Origin of the sequence: Vibrio sinaloensis, assembly GCF_000808535.1 — a bacterium.
Classification (GTDB): Bacteria; Pseudomonadota; Gammaproteobacteria; order Enterobacterales; family Vibrionaceae; genus Vibrio; species Vibrio sinaloensis_D.
Map to the genome: position 1 here is coordinate 869,978 of NZ_JWLV01000001.1, position 26,924 is coordinate 896,901.

At 47.1% G+C, this 26,924-nt stretch carries 28 protein-coding genes; 13 read left to right on the forward strand and 15 right to left on the reverse strand.

Annotation, left to right across the window (positions count from 1 at the left end; translation table 11 throughout):
- Positions 1-28: 28 nt before the first annotated feature.
- The 4 genes from RJ47_RS03745 to RJ47_RS03760 form a co-directional block, all read right to left on the reverse strand.
- Positions 29-574: an AAA family ATPase gene (locus RJ47_RS03745; RefSeq protein ID WP_039481504.1), complete on the reverse strand. Its 546-nt coding sequence runs from the start codon at positions 572-574 to the stop codon at positions 29-31.
- Between the two features lie 72 nt (positions 575-646).
- Positions 647-2,692 carry an ATP-binding protein gene (locus RJ47_RS03750; RefSeq protein ID WP_039481507.1) on the reverse strand — a complete coding sequence of 682 codons (2,046 nt, stop codon included), beginning with the start codon at positions 2,690-2,692 and terminating at the stop codon, positions 647-649.
- A gap of 40 nt (positions 2,693-2,732) precedes the next feature.
- Positions 2,733-3,224 (reverse strand): hypothetical protein, encoded by a 492-nt coding sequence (locus tag RJ47_RS03755; protein WP_039481510.1) that lies wholly within the window; start codon positions 3,222-3,224, stop codon positions 2,733-2,735.
- Between the two features lie 154 nt (positions 3,225-3,378).
- A complete protein-coding gene (locus tag RJ47_RS03760) occupies positions 3,379-4,083 on the reverse strand; it encodes an NAD(P)-dependent oxidoreductase (protein ID WP_038212147.1) in 705 nt (234 codons plus the stop codon).
- A gap of 113 nt (positions 4,084-4,196) precedes the next feature.
- On the opposite strand from RJ47_RS03760, the gene RJ47_RS03765 reads away from it, so the two are divergent.
- The 3 genes from RJ47_RS03765 (at position 4,197) to RJ47_RS03775 (ending at position 5,762) form a co-directional block, all read left to right on the forward strand.
- Positions 4,197-5,084 (forward strand): LysR family transcriptional regulator, encoded by an 888-nt coding sequence (locus RJ47_RS03765; RefSeq protein WP_039481513.1) that lies wholly within the window; start codon positions 4,197-4,199, stop codon positions 5,082-5,084.
- A 112-nt stretch (positions 5,085-5,196) separates the two neighbouring features.
- A complete protein-coding gene (locus RJ47_RS03770) occupies positions 5,197-5,424 on the forward strand; it encodes a hypothetical protein (protein WP_038212151.1) in 228 nt (75 codons plus the stop codon).
- Between the two features lie 83 nt (positions 5,425-5,507).
- Positions 5,508-5,762, forward strand: coding sequence for a nicotinamide mononucleotide transporter (locus RJ47_RS03775; protein ID WP_038135425.1), 255 nt, complete (start codon positions 5,508-5,510; stop codon positions 5,760-5,762).
- 75 nt (positions 5,763-5,837) lie between these two features.
- On the opposite strand, the gene RJ47_RS03780 is transcribed toward RJ47_RS03775, so the two are convergent.
- A complete protein-coding gene (locus tag RJ47_RS03780; protein WP_039481525.1) occupies positions 5,838-6,716 on the reverse strand; it encodes a 6-pyruvoyl trahydropterin synthase family protein in 879 nt (292 codons plus the stop codon).
- A gap of 283 nt (positions 6,717-6,999) precedes the next feature.
- Positions 7,000-7,824, reverse strand: coding sequence for an AraC family transcriptional regulator (locus RJ47_RS03785; RefSeq protein WP_039481528.1), 825 nt, complete (start codon positions 7,822-7,824; stop codon positions 7,000-7,002).
- A gap of 109 nt (positions 7,825-7,933) precedes the next feature.
- Here RJ47_RS03785 and RJ47_RS03790 point away from each other — a divergent pair, with 109 nt between their 5' ends.
- Positions 7,934-8,410: a YHS domain-containing (seleno)protein gene (locus tag RJ47_RS03790; protein WP_038135431.1), complete on the forward strand. Its 477-nt coding sequence runs from the start codon at positions 7,934-7,936 to the stop codon at positions 8,408-8,410.
- A gap of 119 nt (positions 8,411-8,529) precedes the next feature.
- On the opposite strand, the gene RJ47_RS03795 is transcribed toward RJ47_RS03790, so the two are convergent.
- Positions 8,530-9,447: an NAD(P)H-binding protein gene (locus tag RJ47_RS03795; protein WP_039481531.1), complete on the reverse strand. Its 918-nt coding sequence runs from the start codon at positions 9,445-9,447 to the stop codon at positions 8,530-8,532.
- Positions 9,448-9,530: 83 nt separating this feature from the next.
- On the opposite strand from RJ47_RS03795, the gene RJ47_RS03800 reads away from it, so the two are divergent.
- Positions 9,531-10,424 carry a LysR family transcriptional regulator gene (locus RJ47_RS03800; protein ID WP_039481534.1) on the forward strand — a complete coding sequence of 298 codons (894 nt, stop codon included), beginning with the start codon at positions 9,531-9,533 and terminating at the stop codon, positions 10,422-10,424.
- 57 nt (positions 10,425-10,481) lie between these two features.
- On the opposite strand, the gene RJ47_RS03805 is transcribed toward RJ47_RS03800, so the two are convergent.
- Positions 10,482-10,877: a hypothetical protein gene (locus RJ47_RS03805; protein WP_005469325.1), complete on the reverse strand. Its 396-nt coding sequence runs from the start codon at positions 10,875-10,877 to the stop codon at positions 10,482-10,484.
- Between the two features lie 196 nt (positions 10,878-11,073).
- Between RJ47_RS03805 and RJ47_RS03810 the strand changes: the two genes are divergently transcribed.
- The gene (locus RJ47_RS03810; protein WP_039481537.1) at positions 11,074-11,853 is read left to right on the forward strand and encodes a phosphotransferase family protein; all 780 of its coding nucleotides are present in this window, start codon (positions 11,074-11,076) and stop codon (positions 11,851-11,853) included.
- 56 nt (positions 11,854-11,909) lie between these two features.
- On the opposite strand, the gene RJ47_RS03815 is transcribed toward RJ47_RS03810, so the two are convergent.
- The 4 genes from RJ47_RS03815 to RJ47_RS03825 form a co-directional block, all read right to left on the reverse strand.
- Complete coding sequence (locus RJ47_RS03815) at positions 11,910-12,392, reverse strand: PaaI family thioesterase (RefSeq protein ID WP_039481541.1); 483 nt, start codon at positions 12,390-12,392, stop codon at positions 11,910-11,912.
- A gap of 127 nt (positions 12,393-12,519) precedes the next feature.
- Positions 12,520-12,729: a hypothetical protein gene (locus tag RJ47_RS20760; protein ID WP_072036312.1), complete on the reverse strand. Its 210-nt coding sequence runs from the start codon at positions 12,727-12,729 to the stop codon at positions 12,520-12,522.
- A gap of 86 nt (positions 12,730-12,815) precedes the next feature.
- Positions 12,816-14,414, reverse strand: coding sequence for a chaperonin GroEL (groL, locus tag RJ47_RS03820; protein ID WP_039481544.1), 1,599 nt, complete (start codon positions 14,412-14,414; stop codon positions 12,816-12,818).
- Between the two features lie 30 nt (positions 14,415-14,444).
- Positions 14,445-14,735 (reverse strand): co-chaperone GroES, encoded by a 291-nt coding sequence (locus RJ47_RS03825; protein ID WP_038212165.1) that lies wholly within the window; start codon positions 14,733-14,735, stop codon positions 14,445-14,447.
- A 283-nt stretch (positions 14,736-15,018) separates the two neighbouring features.
- On the opposite strand from RJ47_RS03825, the gene RJ47_RS03830 reads away from it, so the two are divergent.
- The 3 genes from RJ47_RS03830 to RJ47_RS03840 all read left to right on the forward strand — a co-directional run bounded on the left by RJ47_RS03830 (position 15,019) and on the right by RJ47_RS03840 (position 19,882).
- Positions 15,019-15,369, forward strand: coding sequence for a rhodanese-like domain-containing protein (locus RJ47_RS03830; RefSeq protein WP_039481547.1), 351 nt, complete (start codon positions 15,019-15,021; stop codon positions 15,367-15,369).
- Positions 15,370-15,595: 226 nt separating this feature from the next.
- Positions 15,596-17,743 (forward strand): prolyl oligopeptidase family serine peptidase, encoded by a 2,148-nt coding sequence (locus tag RJ47_RS03835; RefSeq protein WP_039481550.1) that lies wholly within the window; start codon positions 15,596-15,598, stop codon positions 17,741-17,743.
- Between the two features lie 402 nt (positions 17,744-18,145).
- Positions 18,146-19,882, forward strand: coding sequence for an ABC-F family ATP-binding cassette domain-containing protein (locus RJ47_RS03840; RefSeq protein WP_039481553.1), 1,737 nt, complete (start codon positions 18,146-18,148; stop codon positions 19,880-19,882).
- Positions 19,883-19,959: 77 nt separating this feature from the next.
- Here RJ47_RS03840 and RJ47_RS03845 read toward each other — a convergent pair whose 3' ends face one another.
- Both RJ47_RS03845 and RJ47_RS03850 read right to left on the reverse strand, forming a co-directional pair.
- On the reverse strand, positions 19,960-20,187 hold the full coding sequence (locus RJ47_RS03845; RefSeq protein WP_005469338.1) for a helix-turn-helix domain-containing protein: 228 nt from the start codon (positions 20,185-20,187) through the stop codon (positions 19,960-19,962).
- A gap of 10 nt (positions 20,188-20,197) precedes the next feature.
- Positions 20,198-20,725 (reverse strand): DUF2975 domain-containing protein, encoded by a 528-nt coding sequence (locus RJ47_RS03850; RefSeq protein WP_039481557.1) that lies wholly within the window; start codon positions 20,723-20,725, stop codon positions 20,198-20,200.
- Between the two features lie 161 nt (positions 20,726-20,886).
- Here RJ47_RS03850 and RJ47_RS03855 point away from each other — a divergent pair, with 161 nt between their 5' ends.
- The 4 genes from RJ47_RS03855 (at position 20,887) to RJ47_RS03870 (ending at position 25,090) form a co-directional block, all read left to right on the forward strand.
- A complete protein-coding gene (locus tag RJ47_RS03855; RefSeq protein ID WP_039481559.1) occupies positions 20,887-21,231 on the forward strand; it encodes a hypothetical protein in 345 nt (114 codons plus the stop codon).
- Between the two features lie 192 nt (positions 21,232-21,423).
- On the forward strand, positions 21,424-22,380 hold the full coding sequence (locus RJ47_RS03860) for a LysR family transcriptional regulator (protein ID WP_039481563.1): 957 nt from the start codon (positions 21,424-21,426) through the stop codon (positions 22,378-22,380).
- A 180-nt stretch (positions 22,381-22,560) separates the two neighbouring features.
- On the forward strand, positions 22,561-23,625 hold the full coding sequence (locus RJ47_RS03865) for an alanine/ornithine racemase family PLP-dependent enzyme (RefSeq protein WP_039481564.1): 1,065 nt from the start codon (positions 22,561-22,563) through the stop codon (positions 23,623-23,625).
- Positions 23,626-23,671: 46 nt separating this feature from the next.
- Positions 23,672-25,090, forward strand: a complete 1,419-nt coding sequence (locus RJ47_RS03870; RefSeq protein WP_005469217.1) for a YfcC family protein — start codon at positions 23,672-23,674, stop codon at positions 25,088-25,090.
- Between the two features lie 99 nt (positions 25,091-25,189).
- Here the strand turns inward: RJ47_RS03870 and RJ47_RS03875 are convergent, their stop codons facing one another.
- Positions 25,190-26,806 (reverse strand): NAD(P)/FAD-dependent oxidoreductase, encoded by a 1,617-nt coding sequence (locus RJ47_RS03875; RefSeq protein ID WP_039481566.1) that lies wholly within the window; start codon positions 26,804-26,806, stop codon positions 25,190-25,192.
- Between the last annotated feature and the right edge of the window lie 118 nt (positions 26,807-26,924).

Below are 26,924 nucleotides of genomic sequence, written 5' to 3' on the forward strand. Positions count from 1 at the left end.
CACAGTCGCGGGCTTTTTTGATCCACTATTAGGGGCAAGAAGGCTGTGTGATGTGCGACAGAAAAGCTTGGCACTCTTTCGGACTACCAAGCCGAATAAAGTGGATGTGTTGATAATCAGGGTTGCGCATGTCGTCTAAGTATCGTTCTCGGTTTGAATAATACGTTCTTATTGTCCAAGCAATAATGGAGTCTTTGCTACAAAACGATTTTTGGAATGTCTCTCTATTGCCCGTATTTGGCCAAAGCTCTTGACCGGTCCACACTCGGTGAATCGCCCGCTTTACCGCTTGAAGCAAAGTTCGAGCGAAGGAGTAGTCAATCCAGATCACCGTATCAACATCTCTCCATTTGGTTTCACGAGTACGATTGTAATTACCATCCAATACCCAACTAGGGCAGTCTAACGCACGTTCAATATTAGAGAAAAACACCTCATCGCTAGACTCTTGCCAATTCGGTAGCCAGAAAAGAGTATCCATTTCGATATGCTGACAACCCAGCACTTTCGCAAGCTCGGCACTAAACGTCGATTTACCACTTCCACTGGTGCCAACCACATTTACTCTACGCACTGCAACTCCTTGTATAGGCAATAAAATTGGGGGCGAGAGTAGAGCACACAATAAACGGTGGTTCAATGCCTTTTATGCATATTTTTCGAGCATTTCACGCATCCACTCCAGTTGAAAGGGTTTCGCCAACACATCATCAAACCCTGCACTCAAGTACGCGTTCACATCACTATCAAAGGTATTGGCGGTGAGTGCAATAATGGCTGAGTTTGGCGCGAGTTGATGGCGCGTGATCTGCTTGAGCGTTTCTAACCCATCCATAACGGGCATTTGAATGTCCATGAAAATCACATCAAATTCTTGGTTTTGCAGACAGTCGAGACACTCTTGGCCATTATTGACAATGGTCGCGTCCACATTCAATAGTGATAACATCTTCTGCGCGACGATCTGGTTAATTTCCATATCCTCAACCACCAGCACACGCAAGGAGTTAGGAAATGACTGCGAATCGGTGTCGGGCACTCGCTCTGCTCCCATAGCCATTGAACCAATGGCATTCGCGACAGAGAAAAAGTCGTAGGGTTTGCTCACTCTGAACACATCATCTTGGTCAAGGGCCATTGTCGCGTTGCACAACACAATATGATGTCGATTCAGCGCCTCATTCGGTAGCGCTTCTCTGCCTGAAAGATAAGTGAGCGTCATCTCCGCGTCCTCATCATATAAGTCTGCATTGATTAACTCACGCTTGATAAGGCGCTCAGCAAATTCGTTGGACGCCTGTACTCGTACTTTTTGTCCTGTAGCGGCGGTGGGGACTTTCGGCTTTTGCTCCATTAACATCACAGGAACTCGGACGGTAAAGGTTGTCCCTTTCTCAAGCTCACTCTCAACGTCGATTTTGCCTCCCATTAGTTCAACTAACGATTGGCTAATCGATAAGCCTAAGCCGGTTCCCCCGTAAAGACGAGAAATAGAATCGTCCGCTTGGGTAAATTCATTAAAGACCTGCCCAAGTTGCGCTTCGCTCATGCCTATCCCGGTATCGGAGACGGTCAGAATCAACCTTTGTAATTGAGAATCCAGCGTAAGATTGACTTCAACATGGCCATGGTGGGTAAACTTTAGTGAGTTGTAGCCAAGGTTTGTAATCACTTGCAGCAACTTAGTTTTATCGGCCATAAGCAAATAGTCAGCCGCTAATTGATGGGAAAAAAACACATCCACATCCTCTTTACCCGCCTCCACAAAAACAGTCTTGGCGGCATCGATGAGCTCGCTGCAGTAGAAGCGCTCTTCGTACAAAGTGACATTTCCTTGCTCAATCTTACTGAGATCCAACACACTGTTGATCAATTTCAATAAGTGCTGACCAGAACGATTAATTAATGACGCATAGTTTTTTACTTGTTCATCGCTCGCGAGATAATGCTCTTTCTGGCTCAGCCCGATGATCGCGTTCAGAGGGGTACGCATCTCATGGGACATGTTAGCTAAAAATCGTGCTTTCGCTATTGCACTTTGCTCTGCAAGCTGCCTTGCCTCTTCCAGCTTTAACGTCCGCTCGGTTAAGTCTCGGCTCAACTTGGTCTGACTAAAGTACAACCACGAAACAATCAATATCATCGCGATGGTACACAGCAAAATAATACCTAAATTGAAAAACTGTCCTTTGTAGATATCTTCTTTGTGTTGATTGAACTGCAATTGGTCTTTTTGAACTTGAGAAATGAAGTGGGAGAGATAGCTGTTGAGCATCACATAGATATCATCCACTTTTTGAGAAGCAATTTTAAGGGGCTGACTGTTGTCTAGCGTTATCTGCTGGATCAACGCGGATGACACTTCCAACTGGGAAACGATTTTTTTCAGTATGGTAACGTCACCATACTGCTCGTGAACATTCAATGTCCGCCTAGAGTTAAAATCTTGCAGTATGCTGGACTTGTAAACTCTCGCTTTTATTTGCAAACTTCGTAACGATTGAACCGATGGCGCCAGTTCAAAACGCTGTAACTCCGCTTTTAACAACAGAAGCTTGTTTTTAGCCGCTATGTTATTGCTCACAATGGTGACGTAAGGCTGAGGAGAGATGTTGCGGATTTCGATTAATGATGAAAAGAAGTTCACAATCAATAAAATAAGCGCAAAGCACAGTGCCCCGATTGCAACCATAACAAGTCGCCGAACATGTCGGTGTTGACTTACCCGTGTGCTATTCAACAAACACTTCCTTCACTTGCCATACAGATAGGCTGTAATAAAGATCGTTTCTTAACTCTGGATAATCGCTAAATGGAAACACCACGAATAATGGGCCTTTGTCATCAAGCGTCATTTTGTTTCCCGCTTCATGGGTTGCCAGTAGGACGCCGTATTTCTCTATATCACTGACGGCTATCCTCACTACATAATCATCCCACGCAGTAATACGAACATGTGTGCCTTTCGCACCCACATAATCAAGCAAACTCTTGAACGTCGGGCCGCGATACTCCACCGCTTGGCTGACAACATGATTGCTTGTCGTGATACTTTGGATATCTAGCGATTGCAGCATTTGCTCATCAAACACAACGCCATCACCTGTATTGAGTTGGCTCAGATTGCCGTTGACCCACAAAATGGGCTCACCTTGTGGGGTGGGTATACTGTATGCGTTAAAGCTCACCACCAACGCGAATAATGTAATCAGCCGATGAATCATGTGTATGCTCTTCCTTGAGTTAATGACCGAAAAGACGCTCTAACAAGTATAGACAAGGAAAACCCACTACCTGAAACGACTGCCTAATTTTCAAATATTTACTTGCACCCCCTTAATGACAATCGTCCGCACACTGAGTAACGAAAATGGTGTATCACTCGACGTTATAGATGACTGGCGTTTTAGACTGCCATTGTTGCCACAGAGAGCCGTCCAACACCAACTGACATAGCGCGTGAGCAACATTAATTCGACTCGTCTCCCCTGCGTTAAACAATGCGCTCCGTGTTGGGCTAGAGTGCCATGAGTATTCGCTAACCTCGCCCCTATCAATTAACGTGTCTGGGCGCACCATCACCCATTGGAGAGCGTGATGGCGACTTCCTTGACGTTGGAGAAACTGCGCAGCGCGTTCATTGTCGCGATGAGGAGGGAGCAGCCAGCGCAGCAAGACATTGATCGACCGTTCTAGCGATGGAACAGACTCTTTTAACAACACGTTGCGAACGCCCGTGGAGCTCATTAATGCGATCTTAAGCGGTTGCTCTCTCTTCACTGAGAGTAAAGACGCCACTCTCTGCAGGCTATCTCGGACAAGCATTCTGGGTGCGCCATACACACCTTGCAACGTCAGGTTATGGCCTAAACAACAGACAAGCGCATCACTGTCGGCCAGTAAGGACTCAAGCTGTTCACTCTCCATTGATAAGGCGGTTTCCTTAACCTGTTGAAGATGTGCATGTGCCTCTAACACACTTAAGTTTCTCACCAGCGCAGTCACTTGGCACCCAGAGTCCAATAACTGCGCGACAACCAAACGTCCCGTTGCACCTGTTGCGCCTAAAACCACCACTTTCATCGCCATTTCCTTCATCTATTGGATGAGCAGTCAGTTTAACAATTCAAAATTGTTTGGAAATCCACCAGTAGTGTATAACAATCATTCATTATTGAATGGATTAGGAACGATTCATGGATTGGAAACACATTCAGTTTGATTGGAATCATGCTCGCGCCTTTCTTGTGGTTGCCGAGGAAGGGTCATTCTCGGCTGCCGGACGAGCGCTCAATATGAGCCAGCCAACGCTTGGACGCCAAATTGCGGCCTTTGAGCACGAGCTAAAACTCACGCTGTTCGAGCGAGTAGGCAAGAAACTGGTACTTACCGACAGTGGCCAAAAACTCTATCAGCATGTGAGCCACATGGCCGAGTCCGCCAACCAACTGTTACTGACTGCTCTTGGCCAAGATGAAAGCATCGCGGGTAAAGTGAGTATTTCTCTTACCGAGCTCGATGCGTTTTTTCGCTTTCCGCCGTTAGTCAGTCAGCTTAACGAGTTAGCGCCAAACATCGATATCGAATTGATCGTCTCCAATCAAGTCAGCGATTTGAAACGTCGAGAAGCGGATATCGCCCTGCGCTATCAAAGGCCCACCGACCTTGATCTGATTGCCAAAAAAATCGGCCGGGAGACCGTGTACCTTTATGGGCGCAAAGAGTTGGTCAACAGCTTTGAAGGTAAGTCACCGAACGAGGTCGCTAACGTCCAGATCATCGGTTTTGATTACACAGACCATCTAACACAACACCTCAAGCACTCGAACTGGCAACTCAAACACAATCCATTTACTCTAGTGTGCAACAATCAATTGGTTCAATGGCAGTTGGCTCTACATACGCGAACGCTCATCCTCTTACCCGAGCACATTGCTCGCGCCCATCCAGATTTACGCATCGCGTTTAAAGAACACTTCAACCCTTTTGAAATCGATGCGTGGCTGGTGAGTCACCGCGAATTGCACACCAGTAAAAGAGTCCGCTTAGTGTATGACTTTTTGGCGCAGCATATGGCCATCTAATATTGATAGAAAGCCACAACAAGTTTCCTCGTAGCTGTGACCTTACTAAATATAAGCTCAGCAATTATTTGTTAGCTTACGTATAAATTAAGGCAATAAAGTTGGATGCCGAATGCTGACAAACAATGAAACGCAATATTGCTCGCACTGTGATATGAGCACCAATCACATTGTGGTACTCGTCCGAGATGAGCCCAAGGCAAATAAAATCAAAGACTTCTTCAGCGGCTTTATTAAGAGCGCTGCAGTGGGCGCATTTGAAGCGACAATGGATGACTTCTCGCGGCATAGCATCTGTGAAAAGTGTGGTAAGAAGACCATCAATGACAATCTCACCTAAGGTGTACTTCAGGGCTCAACAACTGACTTAGTTTGATGTGAACACGCCCTACGACTCTGACGATCTTTTCACAAGGAGAAAAAGTGGATTACTTTCAATACTATGGCATTGACTGGATAGCAATGGTGCTGACGTTTCTTGCCATTTGGCAGATAGGAAACAAAAACAAAATCGGCTTTGTTTTGATGATGTGTGGTAACACTAGTTGGGTAGCAGTGGGATACCTTACCGAAAGTTTAGCAATGATCATTGCTAATATTATTTTCTTCTCGATGAACCTCAGAGCGATTATCAAATGGTCCAAGCCAGAGCCTAGCGCTGACCCCGCCGAAGTTTAACCATTTAACTAAATGAAAAAGGGTAAGTGACGAATCACTTACCCTTTTCAGTACTTTTGGATCAATCAATAGTACTTAACGAAAAGCCATTGCACCTTTACCAACACCTTCATAGGCAATGATTTGCAATGATTGCCCGGCGTCTAAAGTCGGTTTAACCTGATCAGCAATATAGCCTGCAAGCAGCTCAACGGTGGTATCTGTTGGCAGAATCTCGGTTTCGCTCTTTGCAATGGCTAACTCAAACTCACCTTGAGGCGCGGTATAGCGAAAACCATAATGACTCTCATCAGTAATGGCACTAGCGTTGTCACTTAGGTTCAGCGTATCCAGCGTCACTACGTCCTCTTCTGATCCTAAATAAATGTCTTCCCAACGCTGGGCAAACGCCGCTTCTCGCTCACTGTCACGTTGACCATCCACCAAAATTTCTACTGGCGAGCGGTGACCGTGGGCAATACGCTGGCAGTTACCATCGTGCTTTTTCAGACCATGGGTATAGTGATAAAACGCCCCGTCGATATTCTCATGGCGTAGAGTAATCTCGATACCAGTCACGTTGCTTGGCAGGTTGTCACGAAGGATGTCATACACATGCTTGGTAATGCTCTCGATCGTAATCTTGTCAGAGTCAATTAAGCAGTAAGCTTCATTTGGGCAATGAAGGTGAAGGCTCTTCTCTCCGCGCAGTACATCGAGCATTGCATAGCCCGCTTTGCTTGGTTGATACACAATGGCTGTGCTTTGCATCGGCACAAGCAGACGGTGATCGACAAATTCATCCACCAGATGCTTGATCTGCTTTTTAACGCGACCAAAGTCCAGCACCATACTCATCTCATTAAGCTCACCAGACATGGTGACGTCTAAAATCCAACTATCTCCTACGACCCCTCTGGTTTCACAGATGTATGAAGAATCGATAACGGTAAGATCTCTTACAAATAGGTTCAAGTTGAACTCCTTACTACTTAATGAGATACGGGAGGCTGATTAAATGTTCAGCAGGCACTTCGTCTCATTGATTAGGTTGAATGAATTAGGAGCGGCAGGATGGAACAACGCCTTCGCAAAGTCCACCTTTTTCATGCTGCTCACTCAAAGTAAACGTTTAAATGGCTTAATTTTCCATTAATCAAACTTTAGCAGCAACATAACCCTGCGAGCCGAAATGGAATAAAGCACAGCACAACTCGCCAAATATAGCAGAAAGCCCCTATCCCAAAAAGCAAGCACACTAGCTCGCTCTATCTTGCAACCATTGTCTGGGCGACACACCACAAACCTGCTGAAACGCTCGCGCAAAACCCGAGTAGCTACTGTACCCCACTTCATCGGCCACCCAGTTGAGAGGTTTACTTTGTAGCAGCAAGGACTGAGCCACCGAGATTCGCCATTTCTGAACGTACTCCCCTGGCGTCTCTCCAACCGCTTGTTTAAATGTCTCCGTAAACTGACTGCGAGACATCGCGGCCAATGCGGCCATCTCTGCAATTTGAAAATGACGAGCAGGAAGCTGATGCACTGCACTCACTACCGGCTCTAGACGCGGATGCGCCAATGCGGAAAACAGCCCCCGTTCGATTTTTTGTGCCTCAATGAGATAGCGGAAGATCAGCGCCATCAGCGTATCGCTCAATGTATCCATTAAAAACTGCTGACCTACGCTCGCGCTGTCTGACTCTGTAAACAACATATCGACAACCGACGTTAAACTCGGCGCAGACTCAAAGGGAATAACGATCAACTCCGGTAACGCAGACAACAAGGGATTCATTTTCCCCGCTCGATACTCCACATTGGCACAGACCAACTCTACACCTTCTCCAGCCGCTTCAATCGTGTGGGGGGCACTATTCGGCAGATAAATGATACAAGGCTGGGTAAAGAGCTGAGCTTTCCCCTCGCCGTTAACCAGTTTTAAGTGACCCGCATTCAATACATGCAGATGGCCCTGATTGATACTGCGATCTTTAAATGAGGAGATGCCGCACAGGCGCCCCGAATGAAACACGCCTGTGCGTATTGAAAAGTGTTCCATCAACTGAGAAAGCAAATCCATGTAACCTCCGGACGATTCGCGCAGTTTTTCGGTTTTTAGTCCCTCTACAGACCGGAGAGGTCGGCTAATTTATTCATCAGAGATAACTCATACAGACAAGGAGCTTGTTATGTCTCACACCAAATCGACCGGAAAAAAATTGACGCTGATGACAGCGTTGCTTGGTACTAGCTTTTCACTGATGGCGGCAGACATCGACATGAGCGTAGACGCGAACGATCTTGCCATTAAAGGCTATGACCCTGTCGCTTACTTCACCGAAGAAGGCGCCGTTCAAGGTAATCCACAATTTACCGCCACATACAAAAATGCCATTTACCATTTCGCGAGTAGTGAAAACCGAGATCAGTTTAAAGCCGATCCACAAGCGTATGCACCGCAATACGGTGGCTACTGTGCGTTTGGCGTGGCGATGGGTAAGAAGTTTGAAACCGACCCTCAAGCGTGGAAAGTGGAAGATGGAAAACTCTATTTGAATCTTGATAAAAGCGTCCAGAAACGCTGGTTAGAAGATACCCAAGGCTTCATTCAAGATGCCGACAACAACTGGCCGACCATTAAAACAGTCTCGGCAGATAAGTTGTAATTCGGCTCCCACTGCCTTTCTCCCCTTTCCTCCCACGGAAACGCTGGCGCTTTTCCGTGGGCTTTTTGATTACGCTGTGAAAGTCTACTTATGACGTGGTAAGTGAACCGAGTTTGAGCCTATTGCCCCGTTTGTAGCGTGAGTAATATCTCGGAAAGCGGTGTGGACTGGAAATTCTCACCCAGCGCCTTTCTCATCTTTTTACCACTCAGAATAACCGGTTGTTGCCACAAATATCGCATCTTAACCACTTCGCCAATTACTGGCTTAAAAAAGCCAATGACTTTCAGCAACCACCAAGAAAAGTGCGTTGTTTTGAGCAACTGCCCATTGGCGAGAAAAGCCTGCTGCCAATCCTTTTGACTCAGTGTTAATCCTTCGTCATGCCAGACTTCAAAACGCGATTGTGGGAGCGACATCAGCTTCGCAGTATTTGCGCAAAAGTCAGGAAGATAACACCAGAAATGCACGTGCTGCTCATCATGAGGAAGTTGCATCGTAGCGCGATCCTGTTTTTGCTTTAAGATGGCATCGAGCCAACCGAGCTGTGTCTTTGGCCCGATGTAATCCCCAGCCCGCACAATGGTAATACTTGCTCCTTGCTGACTCGCCAAACGAAGCCTCTGCTCCATGTTCACGCGGATAACGCCTTTCTCTGTAACAGGGGACATCGAGGTATCCTCTGTGATTGGCTCAGAACTTGGGGCGAAGTTGTATACGTTGCCAGGAAACAGCAAGCGCAGATTGCGCTTTTCCGCAACCCGAACCGATGGTTCTAGCAGCCTAAGCGCATCTTGTGGCCAACGGTCAAAAGTGGGATTAACGCCGTAAACAATCAAGTCAACGCCAGCCGCCGCTTGCTCCACAGCCTTCTCATCACTAGCATCACCCACCCAAACATTCTCTGATGAGATCCAATTTGGCGCTTTCGATTTATCTCGGACTAACGCTCGTATTTGCCAGTTTTCCCCATGCAAGGCCATTGCCATCTGCGCGCCAAAATTACCAGAAATTCCTAAAATCAGTGCAGTTTTCATCTTGTTCCCTCCAGTCGATAACACTATTCTAAGATTCATCTGAGAATAATGAAGCCGTATTAATTACTAGTGGATATGCAAAAATGAATAGCAATTGGCAATGGTGGCACTACTTTCTGGCGATCGCCGAGCACGGCAGTCTCAGCCAAGCGGCAATCTCGTTAGACGTCTCTCAGCCAACCTTGAGCAGGCAACTGCAGCTTATGGAAAAGCGCCTTGGACAACCCCTATTCGATCGCAGTACGCAAGGCCTAACACTGACTGGATTTGGCGAAAGCTTATTGGAAGAGTGCCGCAACATGCAGGCGAGCGCAGAGCGTTTAGCGCGTCTTGCGGCGGGGCAAGCAACATCACTGAGTGGACGAATTCGACTTTCAGCAAACGAACTGATTGCGCTGCATTATCTGCCTAAGATTTTGCCTCTTTTCATGGATACCTACCCAGAAGTGTCACTCGAAGTGGAAGTAAGTAATCAAGTAAGCAGTCTGGACAAGCGTGATGCGGACGTGGCGATTAGAATGTTTCCACCCACACAGCAAGATTTAATCTGTCGACGCCTGTTTGACATCCCTTTGGGCTTTTTCGCAAGCAGCGACTATTTGCGTGTCAATGGCACGCCAGATAACGCTCAAGCGCTGTTTCAACACCGAATTATCGGCTACGACCGAGACCGACAATTTGAGAAAGGCGGGCAAGAGTTGGGTTGGCAAATCCGCAATGAACAATTTCTCTTTCGTACTGATTTTATGCCAATGCACCTAGAATTAGCCCGAAATCACGGCGGTATTGTGGTCTCGCATAAACACTTGTGTGAAGCGTTCGGCTTGCAAGAGATCAAGGTTGGCATCGACATCCCCAAACTTCCCCTGTACCTAGCGTGTCACCGAGACGTTCAACACAATAAGAAAATTCGTGTACTGATGGACTTTTTAGCTGAGCATCTACCAAAAACTTATCGAGAGACTCACAACAGCTAGCCTAATTTCAGGGGAGAAAACCGCTCAAGTTTGAGAACGGAAATCATGGAAAGGTCGCTACTTGACGTAGTCTTCAGGAAGGAGAGCCTCTCCCTGACTTTCGGCCAGATACATCAAGGCATCAATCACTCGCAACGGCGTTAAGAGCGTCTCATCGTTACAGTCTTCAAGTTCAAAAGCAAGGTAGAGGTTATTGCTCTCTACTTTTAGGAACAAATTGCCTTGTGGTGCGCGTTCTTGTGAGAGAGCAAACACGCCAACACCAATAAAGTGTGAGCAACTACGGTTACTGGTCGCGTAAATATCGCACCGGAGCTTGTGGGCGAGCGTTAGAAAATCAAGCGCTAAATTGAGTTGTTCATCCGAGACACTGTCCACTTCAATCATCTGCGTTTCCTTGCAGAAACGATCCAAATAGCGCAGCATATCGTCGATATTGTTGTTAAATAGCATGGTTTATTGCCCGTCGTGTGGAGTTCGCAATTGTACCGCGAATGCCGGCCATAACAACATTCATCTGCAAGCCCCCCTTCAATCGCAATTGTACCTATTGAAAAATAAGCACCCGCTTACGTTAAAAAAATCTGTTATATTCGCTTGTCACTCAATACGACAAAGAGCGATATCCAACGCAACAGTAAGGATACCTATGAGCAATCAAGATTTATCTCGAATGGGTGCAGCCAGAGTCTCTATTGAGATGATTGACGGCGTCGAGTGCATCCGAAAACGTGGCGCTTCTGAAGTAGAAATCAATCTTTATCAAACCGCCGCTCCACATCTGACTGGCGTAAACATTCCAACTCTAGTTAAACTTGATGAGAAAGATCTCTATATTGAGCGGGTGCCCAACCCAATATCCTTAACTGCTCTACGCTCAAAGCCTAGGGAGCTGTTCTCTCAACTGGCGAGCCTTCATCACTCAAACTATTCGCCCCCGTTCTCTGTTAAAACGCACCAATGGACAACAAAAGCAACGGAAGACGCTCTCAATGTATTGCGCCTTCCGGAGTACCACGCGTCGAAAGTTATCGAGATACAACAGCTGTCGTCATGCTTATTTCAGCAGCCAAACCTAATATCTGGTGATACCAATGACGGGAACTGGGGGACAAGAGCCAACGGTGACCTTGTGTTGTTCGATTGGGAACGATTCGGGAAGGGAAGCCCTGCTATCGATCTCGCTCCCTTAGTTGCTTGCCTTGGGACCTTAGAAGATTATAGAGAGATCATTCGGCAATATACTCAATACAGCACGTTGTTGACGAAACAAGAGCTTGAAAGACACCTTGTCATCGCGAAGTGTTGGATCATCATTGAAGTTGTCAACATTCTAGTCAGCCGCGACAACTCCGATAAAGAAAAATACATCACTTGGTATCGCAACCACATACCCGATTGGCTTGATAGGGTAAGACATGTGTTGTGATTTCAACCCATATGTCGGCGAAATTTAAACCTATTCCGCAAATGGTTCAAATCTGATTACTTAGTATCTAAAGAAGACTCAAACCACGAATTCGGAACTCGCACCGCCACCACATTAGCTCGGCAACAGACTTGCGATTGCGAGTAGAGTTCGCATTCTATGGTGATCTTCTTATCTGAGGCTTCTAAAACGCGAGCCATGAGCTGAACGGGATGATGAATAGAAACGGGTTTTAAGAAAGAAACCTCAAGGCTGCCTGTCGCATACCAAACCGGGGCACCAACGCCGACCTTTTGTCCCTGCAACTCGTAACCTTTCGCGATCGCCATACACACACAATGACAGTCAATAATGGTGGAAATGATCCCACCGTTTAGAAAGTGGGTGGGGCCAGCACAATGATGATGAGAGGGAGTAAAACTGCAGTTTGCTTCGCTGTCAGATTGCCAATAACTTTTGATTTGCAAGCCCTGCTCGTTCAAAGTGCCGCAGCCGTAGCAGTGGTTGTTGGGGATCTGATCTTGAATCGCCAAACTCATCGCAACCTCTTACCGAAAACCATCTAGGAATCTTATAGTTATAGTACATAGATGAGATGTTGATGAAGCTAGAGCGCCACTGATTATGAGAACTAAAAAAGCAGCCAACATTGGTTGGCTGCTCAAACTAGTGAATGACCCGAGACGGCGCGCTTTGTCGCAATACCTGTGACAGATCAATCGTGAAAATCATCACGGTCGGCTTACGTGGCAAGGATCCCATAATCGAGAACTCCTGCCCGGATGGAACGAGAGGGAAATTCAGTGAAGCCGGCCAATCAGATGACGCTTCACCACGACCTGATATTGAGAACGAAAACGCGGGTAAACGGACCATAACACTCACCTCAACACGGTAAGTTAGCGGGTTTACAAGCCCGCTAACTGTAGGCTCAAAGACTTAATATTATTTAAGTAAGACCATTACTTATCGTGTTCTTTGTCTTCCACCAAATCCGACACCATTGCCTCAGTGGTGATCATTAGACCTGCAACCGATGCGGCGAATTGCAATGCTGAACGCGTCACTTTGGCTGGGTCAAGGATGCCCATGTCAATCATATTGCCATATTCACCAGTCGCAGCGTTGTAGCCGTATTCGGCATCACCCGCTTTAACCGCATTGGCAACCACAGACGCTTCATCACCTGCGTTGATGGCAATCTGACGCAATGGCTCTTCCATGGCACGAATCGCCACACGAATCCCCATATTTTGATCGTCGTTGTCACCGCGTAGATCAGAAAGCTCTTTCGCGATTTTGGTCAGAGCCACACCGCCGCCAGCAACAATGCCCTCTTCAACCGCCGCTCTGGTCGCATGAAGCGCATCATCAACACGATCTTTCTTCTCTTTCATCTCAACTTCGGTCGCAGCACCAATCTTGATCACCGCAACGCCACCAGACAGTTTCGCAATGCGCTGTTGCAACTTGTCTTTGTCGTATTGAGAGGTGGTTGCTTCGATTTGCTTCTCAATCGATGCGACTCTGTCAGCAATGGTGCTCGCCTCTGCAGCGCCGCCCACAATCGTGGTCGCGTCTTTTGTGATGGTCACTTTCTTCGCTGAACCCAGTTGTTCAAGCGTTGTTTTCTCAAGCTCTAGGCCGAGGTCTTCAGAAATCACCGTGCCCGCAGTAAGGACAGCAATATCTTCCATCATCGCTTTACGGTTATCACCAAAGCCAGGCGCCTTCACCGCACTCGCACGGACGATGCCACGCATGTTGTTCACAACCAATGTCGCAAGCGCTTCGCCTTCAATATCTTCCGCGATGATTAATAGTGAGCGAGATGCCTGAGCCACCGCTTCCAACACAGGGAGCAGTTCACGAATATTACTGACTTTTTTATCCACCAACAGGATGTAAGGATTGTCGAGCTCGACAGTGCCGTTATCTTGGTTGGTAATAAAGTATGGCGATAGATAGCCACGGTCAAACTGCATACCTTCGACCACGGACAGTTCATTATCCAGGCCTTGGCCTTCTTCAACGGTGATAACGCCATTACGCCCCACCTTTTCCATTGCCTCAGCAATGATTTCACCAATCGCTCGATCGCTGTTGGCGGAAATACTGCCCACTTGCGTGATCGATTCTTTATCACTGCATGGCTTCGACATATCCCGCAGCTTGCTTACTGCCGCTTCGGTTGCTTTATCGATACCGCGTTTTAGATCCATCGGATTCATGCCCGATGCGACCGCTTTAAGCCCTTCGTTAATAAATGCTTGCGCCAATACCGTGGCCGTTGTGGTGCCATCGCCTGCTTCATCGTTCGCTTTGGATGCCACCTGCTTGACCATCTGCGCACCCATGTTTTCAAACTTATCTTTTAGCTCGATCTCTTTAGCAACCGAAACACCATCTTTGGTGATGGTCGGCGAGCCGAACGATTTATCCAGCACCACATTGCGACCTTTCGGCCCAAGCGTCACCTTTACGGCATCGGCAAGCAGGTTAACCCCTGTAAGCATCTTTTGACGTGCGTCATTCGCAAATAAGACTTCTTTAGCAGCCATGATTTATCTCCTTAAAACGACCAAAAACCATTACTCGACGATAGCTAACACATCAGATTCCGACAGAATTAAATATTCGGTCCCATCTATCTTTTCGGTTTTCACACCGTATCCGTCATTAAAGATGATGTCGTCGCCAACCTTAACTTCCATCGCGGCACGATCACCATTTTCAAGACGTTTACCTAGGCCCGCGGCAATGACTTTGCCTCGGTTGGACTTTTTGACAGATTGGGAAGTGAGAACAATCCCCCCTTCAGATTTGTTTTCCACTTCTTGTCGTTCAACAAGCAGCTTGTCATTTAAAGGACGAATTTTCATATTGAAGTGCCTCCTACTTAGTACCAAAAATAAAAGACAGGGTTAGACAATTGATTGATTTGCGAATGGGTCAACTCGCTTTCGGTAAAATAAATAGGGTCACGAAAAACAAGTTCAAGGGTCAATTTTGATAAAAAATATTTATCGTTGTAATTAAAGTTAATAATCGAAATTTCAGTAACAACGGATATTGAAGCAGCAGAGTTAGATCCTCCCCTCATCGCCCCAACCTAACAGCACGTATAATCAGTGTCAGACCGTTGCAAAAAGGGTACTAAGAAGAATGAAAAACCAAATTGCTATTGTATTGACTTGTTTGAGCTTGAGTTGTGTTGCGCCAACGGTGGTGGCATCAGAGCGGGCTGATATCGGTTGGGAGTGGATTGAACAAGGCGCAGTGATTGTTGATGTCCGCACACCTCAGGAATTTGCCGCTGGCCACTTAGATAACGCCAAGAACTACCCGTTGTCAGAGCTGGACAAACACTTTGCCAACATCGACAAAGATACCCAGCTCGTGCTGTATTGCCGCAGTGGCAATCGCTCTGGTCAAGCCTTCCGTTATCTTCAATCACAAGGCTTTACCAACCTTCACAACGCGGGTGGCTTGGTGGAAATGCAGCAAGCCAAATAAGACGTATGATGTAAGCGAGTAAGCACCTACTCATTGCGTTGCTTACTCAATTCTCTGCAAAACAGGAGGTCGATACATTTCGATACCTAATCGGTCAATGTTCTCGTTGTTTTTTCGGCTTTTTTCACAGAGTCCAGAGAACTTCACCATACAATTCGCCTCTAAGCAGTGAAATGTAGTAGAGTCTCATTCCTATTTATAAAATCCATCAGCAAAAGGAAAGGCTATGCATTTAAAGGCCTTAGCTCTGGCGACCTCCGTCTTACTTGGCGGAAGCATACCAACCGCACTTGCAAATCAAACCGAACAACAACAGGTACAGCAGATGACAATACAATATCCGAACACCAAAACAGTGGACGTGGTGGACGAATACTTTGGCACTCCCGTCAAAGATCCTTACCGTTGGTTGGAAGACGACCGCAGCGCAGAGACCGCAGGCTGGGTTGAAGCTCAGAACAAAGTCACCAACGACTATCTCGGCCAAATTCCGTTTCGCGACCAAATCGAGAAACGCCTTACCCAGTTGATGGACTATGAAAAAGTGGGCAGCCCTTTCAAAGAAGGGAAATACACCTACTTCTACAAAAATGATGGTCTTCAGAATCAAGATGTTCTGTATCGCCAGCTTGGTGACGGCGAGCCTGAAGTCTTCCTTGACCCAAATACGTTTAGCGAAGAAGGCACAACCTCGCTGGGTGGAACAAGTTTTTCTAAAGACGGCTCTCTGTTCGCGTACAGCATATCTGAGGGTGGCAGTGACTGGCGCAAAGTGATTGTGCTCGACACAGAAACCAAACAACAGATTGGTGAAACCTTGGTTGATGTCAAGTTCAGCGGCATTAGCTGGCTCAACAACGAAGGTTTTTACTACTCAAGTTACGATAAACCTGAAGGCAGTGAGCTATCGGCAAAAACAGACCAACACAAGCTCTACTTCCACAAACTGGGCACCAAGCAAAGTGAAGATACGCTTGTATTCGGTGGCACAGAGCAAGAGAAACATCGCTACGTGGCAGGATACACCACAGAAGATGGTCGCTACTTGGTGATAGGCGCGATGGAATCGACGTCGGGCAACAAACTCTACGTGAAAGACTTAACCAAGCCAGACAGCGAGCTCGTTACTGTGTTGGACCATACCGATTCAGACACTTGGATCATCGACTCGCAAGGTGACACCCTATACGTCGAGACCAACCTCGACGCACCAAATATGCGTGTTGCGAAGTTCAATCTTGCCAAGCCGCAACCTGAGCAGTGGCAAGACGTGATCGCAGAAACCAAGCACGTGCTCAACGTCTCTACCGCAGGTGGCAATTTGTTTGCGCAATACATGGTAGATGCGACTTCACAAGTCAAACAATACGACATGGATGGCAAATTCATTCGCGATATTGCTCTGCCTGACATCGGTAGCGCTCACGGCTTTGGCGCTAAAGAGCACGAAAGCGAGCTTTACTACACCTTTACCAACTACAAGATGCCGGGCACAACCTACAAGCTGAACATCAAAACGGGCGAGAGCAGCGTTTATCATGAGTCAGCGGCGCCATTCGACTCCGATCTGTTTGAGTCTAAGCAAGTCTTCTACACCTCGAAAGATGGCACCAAAGTACCGATGATTTTGACCTACAAAAAAGGCATCAAACTCAATGGCACAGCGCCAACCATTCTGTATGGCTACGGCGGCTTTAACGTCAGCTTAACCCCTGGCTTTAGCCCAAGCCGCGCAGCGTGGTTAGAGCTTGGCGGCATCTACGCGGTAGCCAACCTTCGTGGCGGCGGCGAGTATGGCAAAGCGTGGCACAATGCAGGCACACAACTACAAAAGCAAAACGTATTTGATGATTTCATTGCCGCAGCAGAGTACCTGATTGATGAAGGCTACACCTCGTCAGACAAACTCGCCATTCACGGTGGTTCCAATGGCGGACTCCTCGTTGGCGCCGCAATGACGCAGCGTCCAGAGCTGTTCAAAGTGGCTCTACCAGCGGTCGGGGTACTGGATATGCTTCGCTACCATACGTTTACCGCAGGTGCTGGCTGGGCGTATGACTACGGCACCGCCGATCAAAACAAAGAGATGTTCGAGTATTTGAAAAACTACTCGCCTGTGCACAACGTGAAAGCGGGAGTTGAATACCCTGCAACAATGATTACCACCGGAGATCACGATGACCGCGTTGTACCAGCCCACTCGTATAAGTTTGCCGCGGAGTTGCAATCTAAGCAGTTTGGTCAGCAACCTAGGTTGATTCGAATCGAAACCGACGCAGGCCATGGCGCGGGCACCCCGACCAGTAAGGTGATCGACCTTTATGCCGATATGTACAGCTTTACCCTGTTTAATATGGGGGTGAAAGCGATTTAATCGCTTATCGCTGACTATGTTTCAAAAGCACCGCAACGTCGGTGCTTTTTTATACATAATGAGCACTTATTCTCTGATTAATATGAACCGGCAGGCAAAATTTAGTCTTTAAGCTGCACATTGGTTCATCTGCCGCTAGACTCTGCCCCATCGAATCACCAAAAGTGGCAACACTTGCAACGAAATTAAGGAGGAATTTATGTCTTTGTGGTGTTCAATCAACCCACGTTTTTATGGCATGAAGGACCGCTCAAGAGTTTCAGATTTCGCGCTGCGATAATCTCGACTTGAGCGAATAATTACCTTTCGACGAAAACACGTCCCGAGTACTATCCCTCAAGCTCGAAGAATTATTGTCAGCTATGACAATGGCGTCTTACGCCCAGAATTCTTGAGAACATTATGAGTACTTTTTTAACTGCACAATCACTAACCCTCTCTCACACAGCAACACCCATCTTCAAAGATCTAACGTTTACGATTCATCGTGGCGACAAAATTGGTCTTATCGGTCATAACGGCTGTGGTAAAAGCTCCCTACTCAAACTGCTTAGCGGTCAATTTGAACCAAGCCAAGGCACGGTTGCCAGAGCCAGTTCATGTTTGATGCGTTATGTTGAACAGCATTTACCTGAATCTTTAAGCACACATTCCGTATTGGACGCGTTAGCGGAATCCTTATCCGATGATGAGATTTGGCGCGCCGAACTCTTATTGGATGAACTAGGCTTTTCGACCACAGAGCGACAAATGCCGGTTGAGAATTGCAGCGGTGGTCAGCAAATGCGACTGCTGCTTGCGCGTGCGATTATCCATCAACCTGACTTACTGCTTCTGGATGAACCAAGCAACCACTTGGACTTGCCATCGCTCCTTTGGTTAGAGCAATTCCTCTCAAGCTGGAAAGGCTCATTCGTGTTGGTATCTCACGATCAAACCTTACTCGATCGCGTCACCAACACCACTTGGGTCATGCGAGATCGCGCTCTGCATCATTTCTCTCTGCCTTGTTCTCAAGCAAGACAAACATTGAAAGAGAAAGATGAAACCGATCAACTTCGCCATGCCAGCGAGCAGAAAGAGATCGACCGAATCGAAAAAAGCGCCAAGCGTTTAGCCACTTGGGGCAAAGTCTACGATAACGAAGATCTTGCTCGAAAAGCCAAGACCATGTTTGCGCGCAAAGAACGTTTAGAGGAAGAACAAACCGAACTGACAGAAGGCACACCGTGGGCGCTACAACTTCAAGGTGAATCAATGCCAGCCAATCGACTGTTAGAGGTTTTGCCTTTCTCGGTAACGCCACCCAACAGTGATTATCATTTGTTTGATATGGCAGAAATGCGCGTCAAAAGTGGCGACCGAATTGCCGTTTTAGGCAGTAATGGTTGCGGTAAATCGACTTTGTTGAATCTGCTTTATCGTCAGTATGAAACCATCCAAACCGACCTAGGCAACCAACATGAGAGTGTAACTTTCCACGACCGCTGCCGCTTGGGTTACTACGATCAATCCCTAAAGCAACTCGACGATGCTCACTCCATCACAGATGCGTTGCAGTCGTTTGCCGGCATCAGCAGTGAACAGGCAAAACGTTCGCTAATTGGTGCAGGGTTCGAGTACGCAAGACACGAACAGAAAGTCGTCAGTCTAAGTGGTGGAGAGCGAGCAAGGCTGCTGTTTGTGGGCTTAACCCTCGCTCGGTATCACATGCTGTTTTTAGATGAACCGACCAACCATTTGGATATGGAAGGCAAAGAAGAGCTGATTGAAACTTTGCAAAGCTTCGAAGGTGCCGCCCTGTTGGTGAGTCACGACCGAAGCCTGATAGAGCAGAGCTGTAATCGATTCTGGTTTATTGAAAATGGTTTACTGACCGAGTACCTGTCTGCGGAAGAGGTGTACCAACGCATAACCGAGACTTCTCCAAAATCTGCCATGTCGCATCATGCAAACGATGCTGTGGCAGTTGAAGCCGAAACAAGCGCCGATGAGCAATCCGAAGAGCAAATGCTGGAAAGGCTGTTGGAACTGGAAACCTTGCTGGAAGCGGATCTAGGGCGAAAACCTAAGCATCAAAAACCAGCGATGCAAAAGCAGTGGCAGCAAGAGATCTCGCAGATTATGGAGCAGCTTTAACACCAAATGGTATAGCCCAAAAAACACAAGGCCAGAGTCTGACTCTGGCCTTGTGTTATCAATGGAATCATCACCAATTAGAGAGATTCTATCTCTTCAGTGCTTGGCACATATTCCAAAATATCCCCGGGTTGGCAATCGAGATGCTTGCAGATAGCTTCCAGCGTCGCCAGCTTTACCGCTTTCGCACGCCCGTTTTTCAGTATCGACAAGTTTTGCTCGGTAATGCCCACCCGTTTTGCTAACTCATTTGAGCGCATTTTCCGTTTGGCTAACATTACGTCAAGATTGATTACAATCGCCATATTTGTTCCGTTAAATCGTCAGCTCACTTTCTTGTTGAAGTTCTGCTGCTCTTTCCATTACCACCGCGATAACACGGACAATAAAACCGATTACCATCATTGTGATGTCCACGTCATCGACTTGTACCGAAAAGTACCAAGACTCACCATTGTACGATAAAGCGAGGCTAAGCAGTAGGTCACTCAACGCACCAATAAAAGGAGTTGCGATCAATAAGTAACTCAGTTTCTTGTAACAGCAGGCATTTTTCTGCTCAAAAATCTGGCCTTGCTCGTAGAGTCTGAACAACACGATCAACTGCCACAGCATCGCCATTGTCAAAAATGCAGAGAACATACTCGGGATATACCCGACCAATGAGCGAGTGACCGACAAGGGTAACTCCACCTCAACAGGGAAGCCAGCGGTAAACCATTGCGCATTAAACATGGTGGCGCTAAACCATAAAGTGGTATCAAGTGCAGCGACGAAAAAGAAAGAAAACCAAAACAAAATAAGCAACTTACGACTAAAAGTACTAATGGATTGGTGCGACATAGTAAGCCTCATAACAAATAATTCATGTGTATATTAGTGGCCAAACCATAAATAAACAATAAAAACTTATCGTTTTACGATAATTTTTTATTGATTTAATCGACACTAACATTTACCTTATAAATCAAATTTAGCTCAACCATTGATTATTTGAGGTCCCTATGTCACTAAAACACTCCGCCTTGAGCACCTTAATGATTTTGTTCTCTTGCTCTGCAATGGCAGATGATGCGTTGTTAAAAAGCATCGAGGCCAATAACTACCTGATCGACTCGATGAGTAAGCTCGACAGTCCATCTAGCCTACCCGGCCAACAAGGATTTGCTGGACACGACTGCTATGGTTCCACCAGCCGACCATTCAGTGGCAGTGGCATGTCAGCAGTCCATGGCAGCACAGATTGTTACGTGACGGAGTATGATTTGGGCGATAGCAATATGAAGACTTACTATCATAGTGATGCTTATGGAAGTTACGGGGTTGGATTCTCTTGGAGCTTTGAATAACACAAGCGTCAGCGCAAAACGACACCGCGCAAACTAAAGTAAGGCTCAGGTTGGTCTAAACGGAGACTAGCCTAAATAAAAATATCTTTTTATTCATAATGTTAAAGTCCAGTCAGTGCGGCATCTCTCAGATCATCGTTCGGTTTTCTTTTACCATCCCAGCAAAGAGTTCCTAGCAAGATCTGAGGCGATATGCGTAAAATAAATGACTTTGACTTAAAGCTGCTCCACCTATTTCTTACCATCGCCGACTCCGGCGGCTTTTCCGCAGCGCAATTCAAACTCAACATGCATCAGTCTACAATCAGTACCAGAATGAATGATTTGGAGACCCGCTTGGGGATGACGCTGTGCCATCGAGGACGTCGAGGATTTCGGCTCACGCCCGATGGTTTGAAGGTGTACCAACTTAGCAAGCAACTGTTCGACAATATTCATTGCTTTGAGAATCAGCTTGATGACATTCGCAAGATTTCTCATGGGCACGTTAAATTGGCGCTTACCGACAACCTTGCCACCAACCCAAAATGTCGCATTCAGCATGCGATTGGCAGTTTTTGTCACGATCACCCGAAAGTCACCCTCGACACTGATATTTGGGATTCCTACAAGATAGAAATGAAACTGCTTGAAGGAGAAATTGACTTGGGTGTCACTTCGTCGGAAGTGCAAAAAGATGGACTCAACTACCACCTGTTGTTCAACGAGAAACAGTGCCTATATTGTACGCCCGATCACCCTATCTTGAACCTAAAGCATGAAATCACGACCCAAGACTTGATTCGATTTCCTATCGTCGATCGCGGCTTGCCGCACAAGATTACGCCGTTCAGTGACACAAAAAACCTATCCCATCTTGCCAGTAGCACCAACATGGAAGCCACCGCGCATTTGATTCTCTCTGGTACTTTTGTCGGCTACTTACCCGATCACTATGCCGAAATATGGGAACTACGGGGAAAAATGGTCAAGATCAACGCGCCATCGTTGGAGTATCTCGCATCGTTTCACCTGACAACGTTGGACTCACAGGAACGCTCTCTCGCGGCCACGGAGTTGATGAATAAAATTGCTGCTGTTCATTCATTAAAACACAACCCGCGTGCCGAAAGCCCTGTTTTGAACTCAACAAACATCGCCAACAGCTAAGCCTCATCAGCCATTGCGTATATTTGATGGCAAAGCACATCCATCGGCTTTGCCAACAAATATGCGCATAATATCTAACATCGAAAACTGGCAAAGTATCTATAAATAACCCGTTATTTATCTTACCCATCAAAAAGCGCCAAATGCATATAAATATCACAATTCAACATAGGTATTTATATGGACCATTACCCATGCATTAATATTCATTTGGATACGATCACCCACAATGCACACAATCTGGTTAGCGCGTGCGAGCGCTTTGGTGTTAAACCCGCAGGCGTCACCAAACTCGCCTGTGCCTATCCGGAAGTGGGAGAAGCGATCCTCGCCGGAGGCATTGGCATTCTCGCCGACTCTAGAATTCAAAACCTGAAAAAACTTCGTCACCTTGATGGTGAAACCATGCTGCTGAGAATTCCAGCCATTAGCCAAGCAAGAGAAGTAGTGCAATACGCGGATATCTCTCTCAACTCAGAGCTAGAAACTCTTCAAGCACTGGCGGTCGAAGCGGTCAAACAGCACAAGCTCCATCAAGTCATTATCATGCATGACATGGGAGACCTTCGTGAAGGTTCGTTCTACCAAGAGGAAACTTTACAGCTGGCGCGAGAAGTTATGAAACTTGAAGGGCTTCAATTAGTTGGCCTTGGCACTAACCTCGCCTGCTACGGTGGTGTTGAACCTTCAATAGACAACCAAACCCAGTTGATTGCACTGGCGCAGCAGATCGAAACAGAACACAACATCACGTTGAGTTACCTCTCAGGGGCAAGCTCTGCTGGGCTACCTTTAATGCTACGCGGTGAACTCCCCAAAGGCATCAACCAGCTAAGACTTGGCGCTTCTGTGCTTATGGGCATCGGATTAAATGACGACCCTGTGCCCAACACCCGCCAAGACACCTTTGATTTAACGGCTGAGATTGTCGAAATCAAAGTAAAACCTTCCGTACCTGCCGAATCAACCGCACTAGATGCTTTTGGCCACAAACCTACCTTCACCGATCGCGGTCTTCGCAAACGCGCGATTTGTGCCATCGGCAAGCAAGATATCGATATCAGCCAAATGACCCCAAAAGATAGGAACATCATTGTGATTGGCGGCAGTAGCGATCACCTTATTCTCGACATCAACGACAGCGATATGCCTTACCACGTGGGCAGCCTCATTGAGTTTGAGCTCTCATACGGCGGCGTATTGCAGTGCATGACTTCCGAATACATCACCAAACGTTTTCTCTAGAACTTCATTGAGCAGTGCGAGTACAAACGCTCGTTAAGGACACACTATGTTCAAAATAAAGAAATTTCCCAACACCTTTACCATTCTTTTTCTGTTGATCGCCTTTTTCGCCACCCTCACTTACTTGTTGCCCGCAGGAAAATATACCCGAGAGATGAACGAGAACTTAGGCAGAGAAGTCCCGGTTCCCGGCTCCTATCATGTGATTGAGTCATCTCCACAAGGTTTCTTTGACACGCTAATGGCACCGATTTCTGGTTTCTATGACCCTGCATCTGGGCTGATTGGCGCAATCGATGTGAGCCTGTTTGTGCTTATGGTGGGCGGTTTTCTTGGCATCGTGACACAAACAGGCGCGATCGACACGGGTATCGCGCGGATTATGGTGCGTTTAAAGGGCAGAGAGATTTACATGATTCCCATCTTGATGGTGCTGTTTGCATTAGGTGGAACCTCATATGGCATGGCAGAAGAATCTCTCGCGTTTTACGGTTTGTTGATTCCGATTTTCATGACCGCTCGCTTTGATCCTATGGTCGCCGTCGCCGTTATCTTCGTGGGTACAGGGGTCGGAACATTAGGCTCAACCATTAACCCGTTTGGCACTGTGATTGCCTCTAACGCAGCGAGCGTCGATTTCATTAGTGGCATTGAGCTCAGATTCGCCATTCTCGCCATTGCTTTAGTCGTTTCAATCGCTTACGTGATGCGTTATGCAAAGAAAGTTCAAAACAACCCAGAGCTTTCTTTGCTTGCTAACCTGCGCAAAGAAAACGAAAAGCACTTTCTTGGTGACAAAGATCCAAGCGCGCAGTTACCAGAACTCACAGGTTCGCAGAAGGGGGTATTGGTTCTATTCATTCTCACCTTTGCCATCATGATTTATGGCGTCTCCGCACTCGGTTGGTGGATGGCAGAGATGGCGACCCTGTTTATCTTTATGGGTATTCTGTGTGGTATTGTGGGCCGTTTAGGCGAAGAAAAGCTGATCAACGCTTTCGTTGCTGGGGCTGCCGATTTGATTGGCGTCGCGCTGATTGTTGGCGTGGCTCGCGGTATCGTTGTGGTCATGGAAGCGGGCAACATCACCGATACCATTCTTCACTATGCAGAAGGTCTGGTTGCAGGTAAAAGTTCGGTACTCTTTATCAATACCGTTTACGTAATTGAAATGATGCTGTCTTTTATTGTCCCATCAACGTCTGGTCTTGCCGTCATGAGCATGCCAATCTTGGCGCCACTGAGTGATTTTGCCAACACAGGCCGAGAGCTTGTCGTGACTGCGTTTATGAGCGGTATTGGTACGATTCTGTTTATCACCCCGACCTATGGAGTATTGATGGGCGGTTTGGCGATTGCTCGAATTCCTTACATTACTTGGCTCAAATTTATTGCGCCTCTGGTGGCTTTCTTTGTCGTCCTTAATAGCGTTGTGCTCTCGCTTGGCGTCTCAATGGCAGGCTAATCAAGGGGTCGTCTGCTAACAACTCACATAAATCGTTCTAATAAAAATAACAAAAGGCTGCTAAGTTTCCTTAGCAGCCTTTCTTCAACACTATTCGTTTTATGCGTTCGCCGCGTCTTCGACCATTGCTTTAGACAGCGCTTCCGCCACCTTGATGCCATCGATACCCGCAGACAAAATACCACCAGCGTAGCCTGCACCTTCACCTGCAGGGTAGAAGCCTTTTAGGTTAACACTCTGAAAGTCTTTACCACGCTTGATGCACACAGGAGAAGACGTACGAGTCTCAACACCCGTTAACAGAGCATCTGCACTCGCAAAGCCTTTGATCTTTTTATCGAACGCAGGAATCGCTTCACGAATCGCTTCGATTGCGAAATCCGGTAGCGCTTTCGAGATGTCCGTTAGGTGGATACCCGGCGTGAAAGACGGTTGCACATCACCGAGCTCACTTGGATCGCGACCTTTCAGGAAGTCACCCACTTTCTGCGCTGGCGCATCGTACGTTTCGCCGCCCAGTACGTAGGCACCTGACTCAAGTTTACGCTGCAACTCGATACCTGCGAGTGGATGCTCTGGGTAGTCACGCTCTGGGTCGATACCAACCACGATAGCCGCGTTGGCGTTACGCTCTGAGCGAGAGTATTGGCTCATGCCGTTTGTTACCACGCGATTTTCTTCAGACGTTGCCGCCACGACCGTACCACCTGGGCACATACAGAAGCTGTAAACCGTGCGACCATTCTTACAGTGGTGAACCAATTTGTAGTCTGCCGCGCCTAAGATTGGGTTACCCGCATTTGGTCCGAAACGCGCTTCATCGATCATCGCCTGTTTATGTTCGATACGGAAGCCAACCGAGAAAGGTTTTGCTTCCATGTACACGCCGCGATCGTGGAGCATTTCAAACGTATCACGCGCACTGTGGCCAACCGCAAGCACCACGTAACGAGATTTGATCTCTTCGCCGTTAGACAGCGTTAAACCAGTGATTTGATCGCCATCCATATGGATATCATCGACGCGAGTGCTAAAACGGATTTCACCACCCAGTTCGATGATTTTCGCGCGCATTTTCTCGATCATCGTCACCAGCTTGAACGTACCGATGTGCGGCTTACTTACGTAGAGAATTTCTTCTGGTGCGCCTGCTTCAACAAACTCAGTGATCACTTTGCGACCGTAGAAGTTTGGATCTTTGACTTGGCTGTAAAGTTTACCGTCGGAGAACGTACCTGCACCACCTTCACCAAACTGAACATTTGATTCCGTGTTCAGTGTGCGCTTACGCCAGAAGCCGAAGGTATCTTTCGTACGCTCGCGCACCTCTTTACCACGCTCAACCACAATAGGTTTAAAGCCAGCTTGGGCAAGAATCAGCGCAGCAAACAAACCACATGGACCAAAGCCAATAACCACTGGACGCTCTGTGAGATTTTCAGGCGCTTTGGCGACGAACTTGTACTCCATGTCTGGCGTTTCTTTCACGTGCGGGTCGCTCACGAACTGCTCTAACAATGCCGCTTCGTTTTCAACGATCACGTCTAGCGTGTAGATAAGGAGAATATTGGCTTTCTTACGAGCATCGTAACCACGACGGAAAACATTGTAAGAGATGACTTGGTCTTCAGAGATACCAAGTTTCTTGGTGATGGCAGCGGTCAGCGCCTCTTCCTCATGATCAAGAGGAAGTTTGATTTCGTTTAAACGTATCATGTAGATGTCTCGTATAGATAGGTGTCTTAGCCAAAACCGCTTGAGAGGCGGTCAGCTCACAATGGCGCGCATTTTACGAGAAATTGATTTGTCTGTCATACTAAATCAAACATATTGA

Bases quoted from the DNA above. Each gene is read 5' to 3' on its own strand.
- RJ47_RS03865 (WP_039481564.1), top strand. From the start codon at position 22,561: ATGGACCATTACCCATGCATTAATATTCATTTGGATACGATCACCCAC.
- RJ47_RS03850 (WP_039481557.1), bottom strand. From the start codon at position 20,725: ATGTCGCACCAATCCATTAGTACTTTTAGTCGTAAGTTGCTTATTTTG.
- RJ47_RS03810 (WP_039481537.1), top strand. From the start codon at position 11,074: ATGAGCAATCAAGATTTATCTCGAATGGGTGCAGCCAGAGTCTCTATT.
- RJ47_RS03855 (WP_039481559.1), top strand. From the start codon at position 20,887: ATGTCACTAAAACACTCCGCCTTGAGCACCTTAATGATTTTGTTCTCT.
- RJ47_RS03815 (WP_039481541.1), bottom strand. From the start codon at position 12,392: ATGAGTTTGGCGATTCAAGATCAGATCCCCAACAACCACTGCTACGGC.
- RJ47_RS03870 (WP_005469217.1), top strand. From the start codon at position 23,672: ATGTTCAAAATAAAGAAATTTCCCAACACCTTTACCATTCTTTTTCTG.
- RJ47_RS03860 (WP_039481563.1), top strand. From the start codon at position 21,424: ATGCGTAAAATAAATGACTTTGACTTAAAGCTGCTCCACCTATTTCTT.
- RJ47_RS03800 (WP_039481534.1), top strand. From the start codon at position 9,531: ATGAATAGCAATTGGCAATGGTGGCACTACTTTCTGGCGATCGCCGAG.
- RJ47_RS03770 (WP_038212151.1), top strand. From the start codon at position 5,197: ATGCTGACAAACAATGAAACGCAATATTGCTCGCACTGTGATATGAGC.
- RJ47_RS03790 (WP_038135431.1), top strand. From the start codon at position 7,934: ATGTCTCACACCAAATCGACCGGAAAAAAATTGACGCTGATGACAGCG.
- RJ47_RS03835 (WP_039481550.1), top strand. From the start codon at position 15,596: ATGCATTTAAAGGCCTTAGCTCTGGCGACCTCCGTCTTACTTGGCGGA.
- RJ47_RS03760 (WP_038212147.1), bottom strand. From the start codon at position 4,083: ATGAAAGTGGTGGTTTTAGGCGCAACAGGTGCAACGGGACGTTTGGTT.
- RJ47_RS03830 (WP_039481547.1), top strand. From the start codon at position 15,019: ATGAAAAACCAAATTGCTATTGTATTGACTTGTTTGAGCTTGAGTTGT.
- RJ47_RS03840 (WP_039481553.1), top strand. From the start codon at position 18,146: ATGAGTACTTTTTTAACTGCACAATCACTAACCCTCTCTCACACAGCA.
- RJ47_RS20760 (WP_072036312.1), bottom strand. From the start codon at position 12,729: ATGGTCCGTTTACCCGCGTTTTCGTTCTCAATATCAGGTCGTGGTGAA.
- RJ47_RS03795 (WP_039481531.1), bottom strand. From the start codon at position 9,447: ATGAAAACTGCACTGATTTTAGGAATTTCTGGTAATTTTGGCGCGCAG.
- RJ47_RS03750 (WP_039481507.1), bottom strand. From the start codon at position 2,692: ATGGTTGCAATCGGGGCACTGTGCTTTGCGCTTATTTTATTGATTGTG.
- RJ47_RS03785 (WP_039481528.1), bottom strand. From the start codon at position 7,824: ATGGATTTGCTTTCTCAGTTGATGGAACACTTTTCAATACGCACAGGC.
- RJ47_RS03755 (WP_039481510.1), bottom strand. From the start codon at position 3,224: ATGATTCATCGGCTGATTACATTATTCGCGTTGGTGGTGAGCTTTAAC.
- RJ47_RS03805 (WP_005469325.1), bottom strand. From the start codon at position 10,877: ATGCTATTTAACAACAATATCGACGATATGCTGCGCTATTTGGATCGT.
- groL (WP_039481544.1), bottom strand. From the start codon at position 14,414: ATGGCTGCTAAAGAAGTCTTATTTGCGAATGACGCACGTCAAAAGATG.
- RJ47_RS03825 (WP_038212165.1), bottom strand. From the start codon at position 14,735: ATGAAAATTCGTCCTTTAAATGACAAGCTGCTTGTTGAACGACAAGAA.
- RJ47_RS03845 (WP_005469338.1), bottom strand. From the start codon at position 20,187: ATGGCGATTGTAATCAATCTTGACGTAATGTTAGCCAAACGGAAAATG.
- RJ47_RS03875 (WP_039481566.1), bottom strand. From the start codon at position 26,806: ATGATACGTTTAAACGAAATCAAACTTCCTCTTGATCATGAGGAAGAG.
- RJ47_RS03765 (WP_039481513.1), top strand. From the start codon at position 4,197: ATGGATTGGAAACACATTCAGTTTGATTGGAATCATGCTCGCGCCTTT.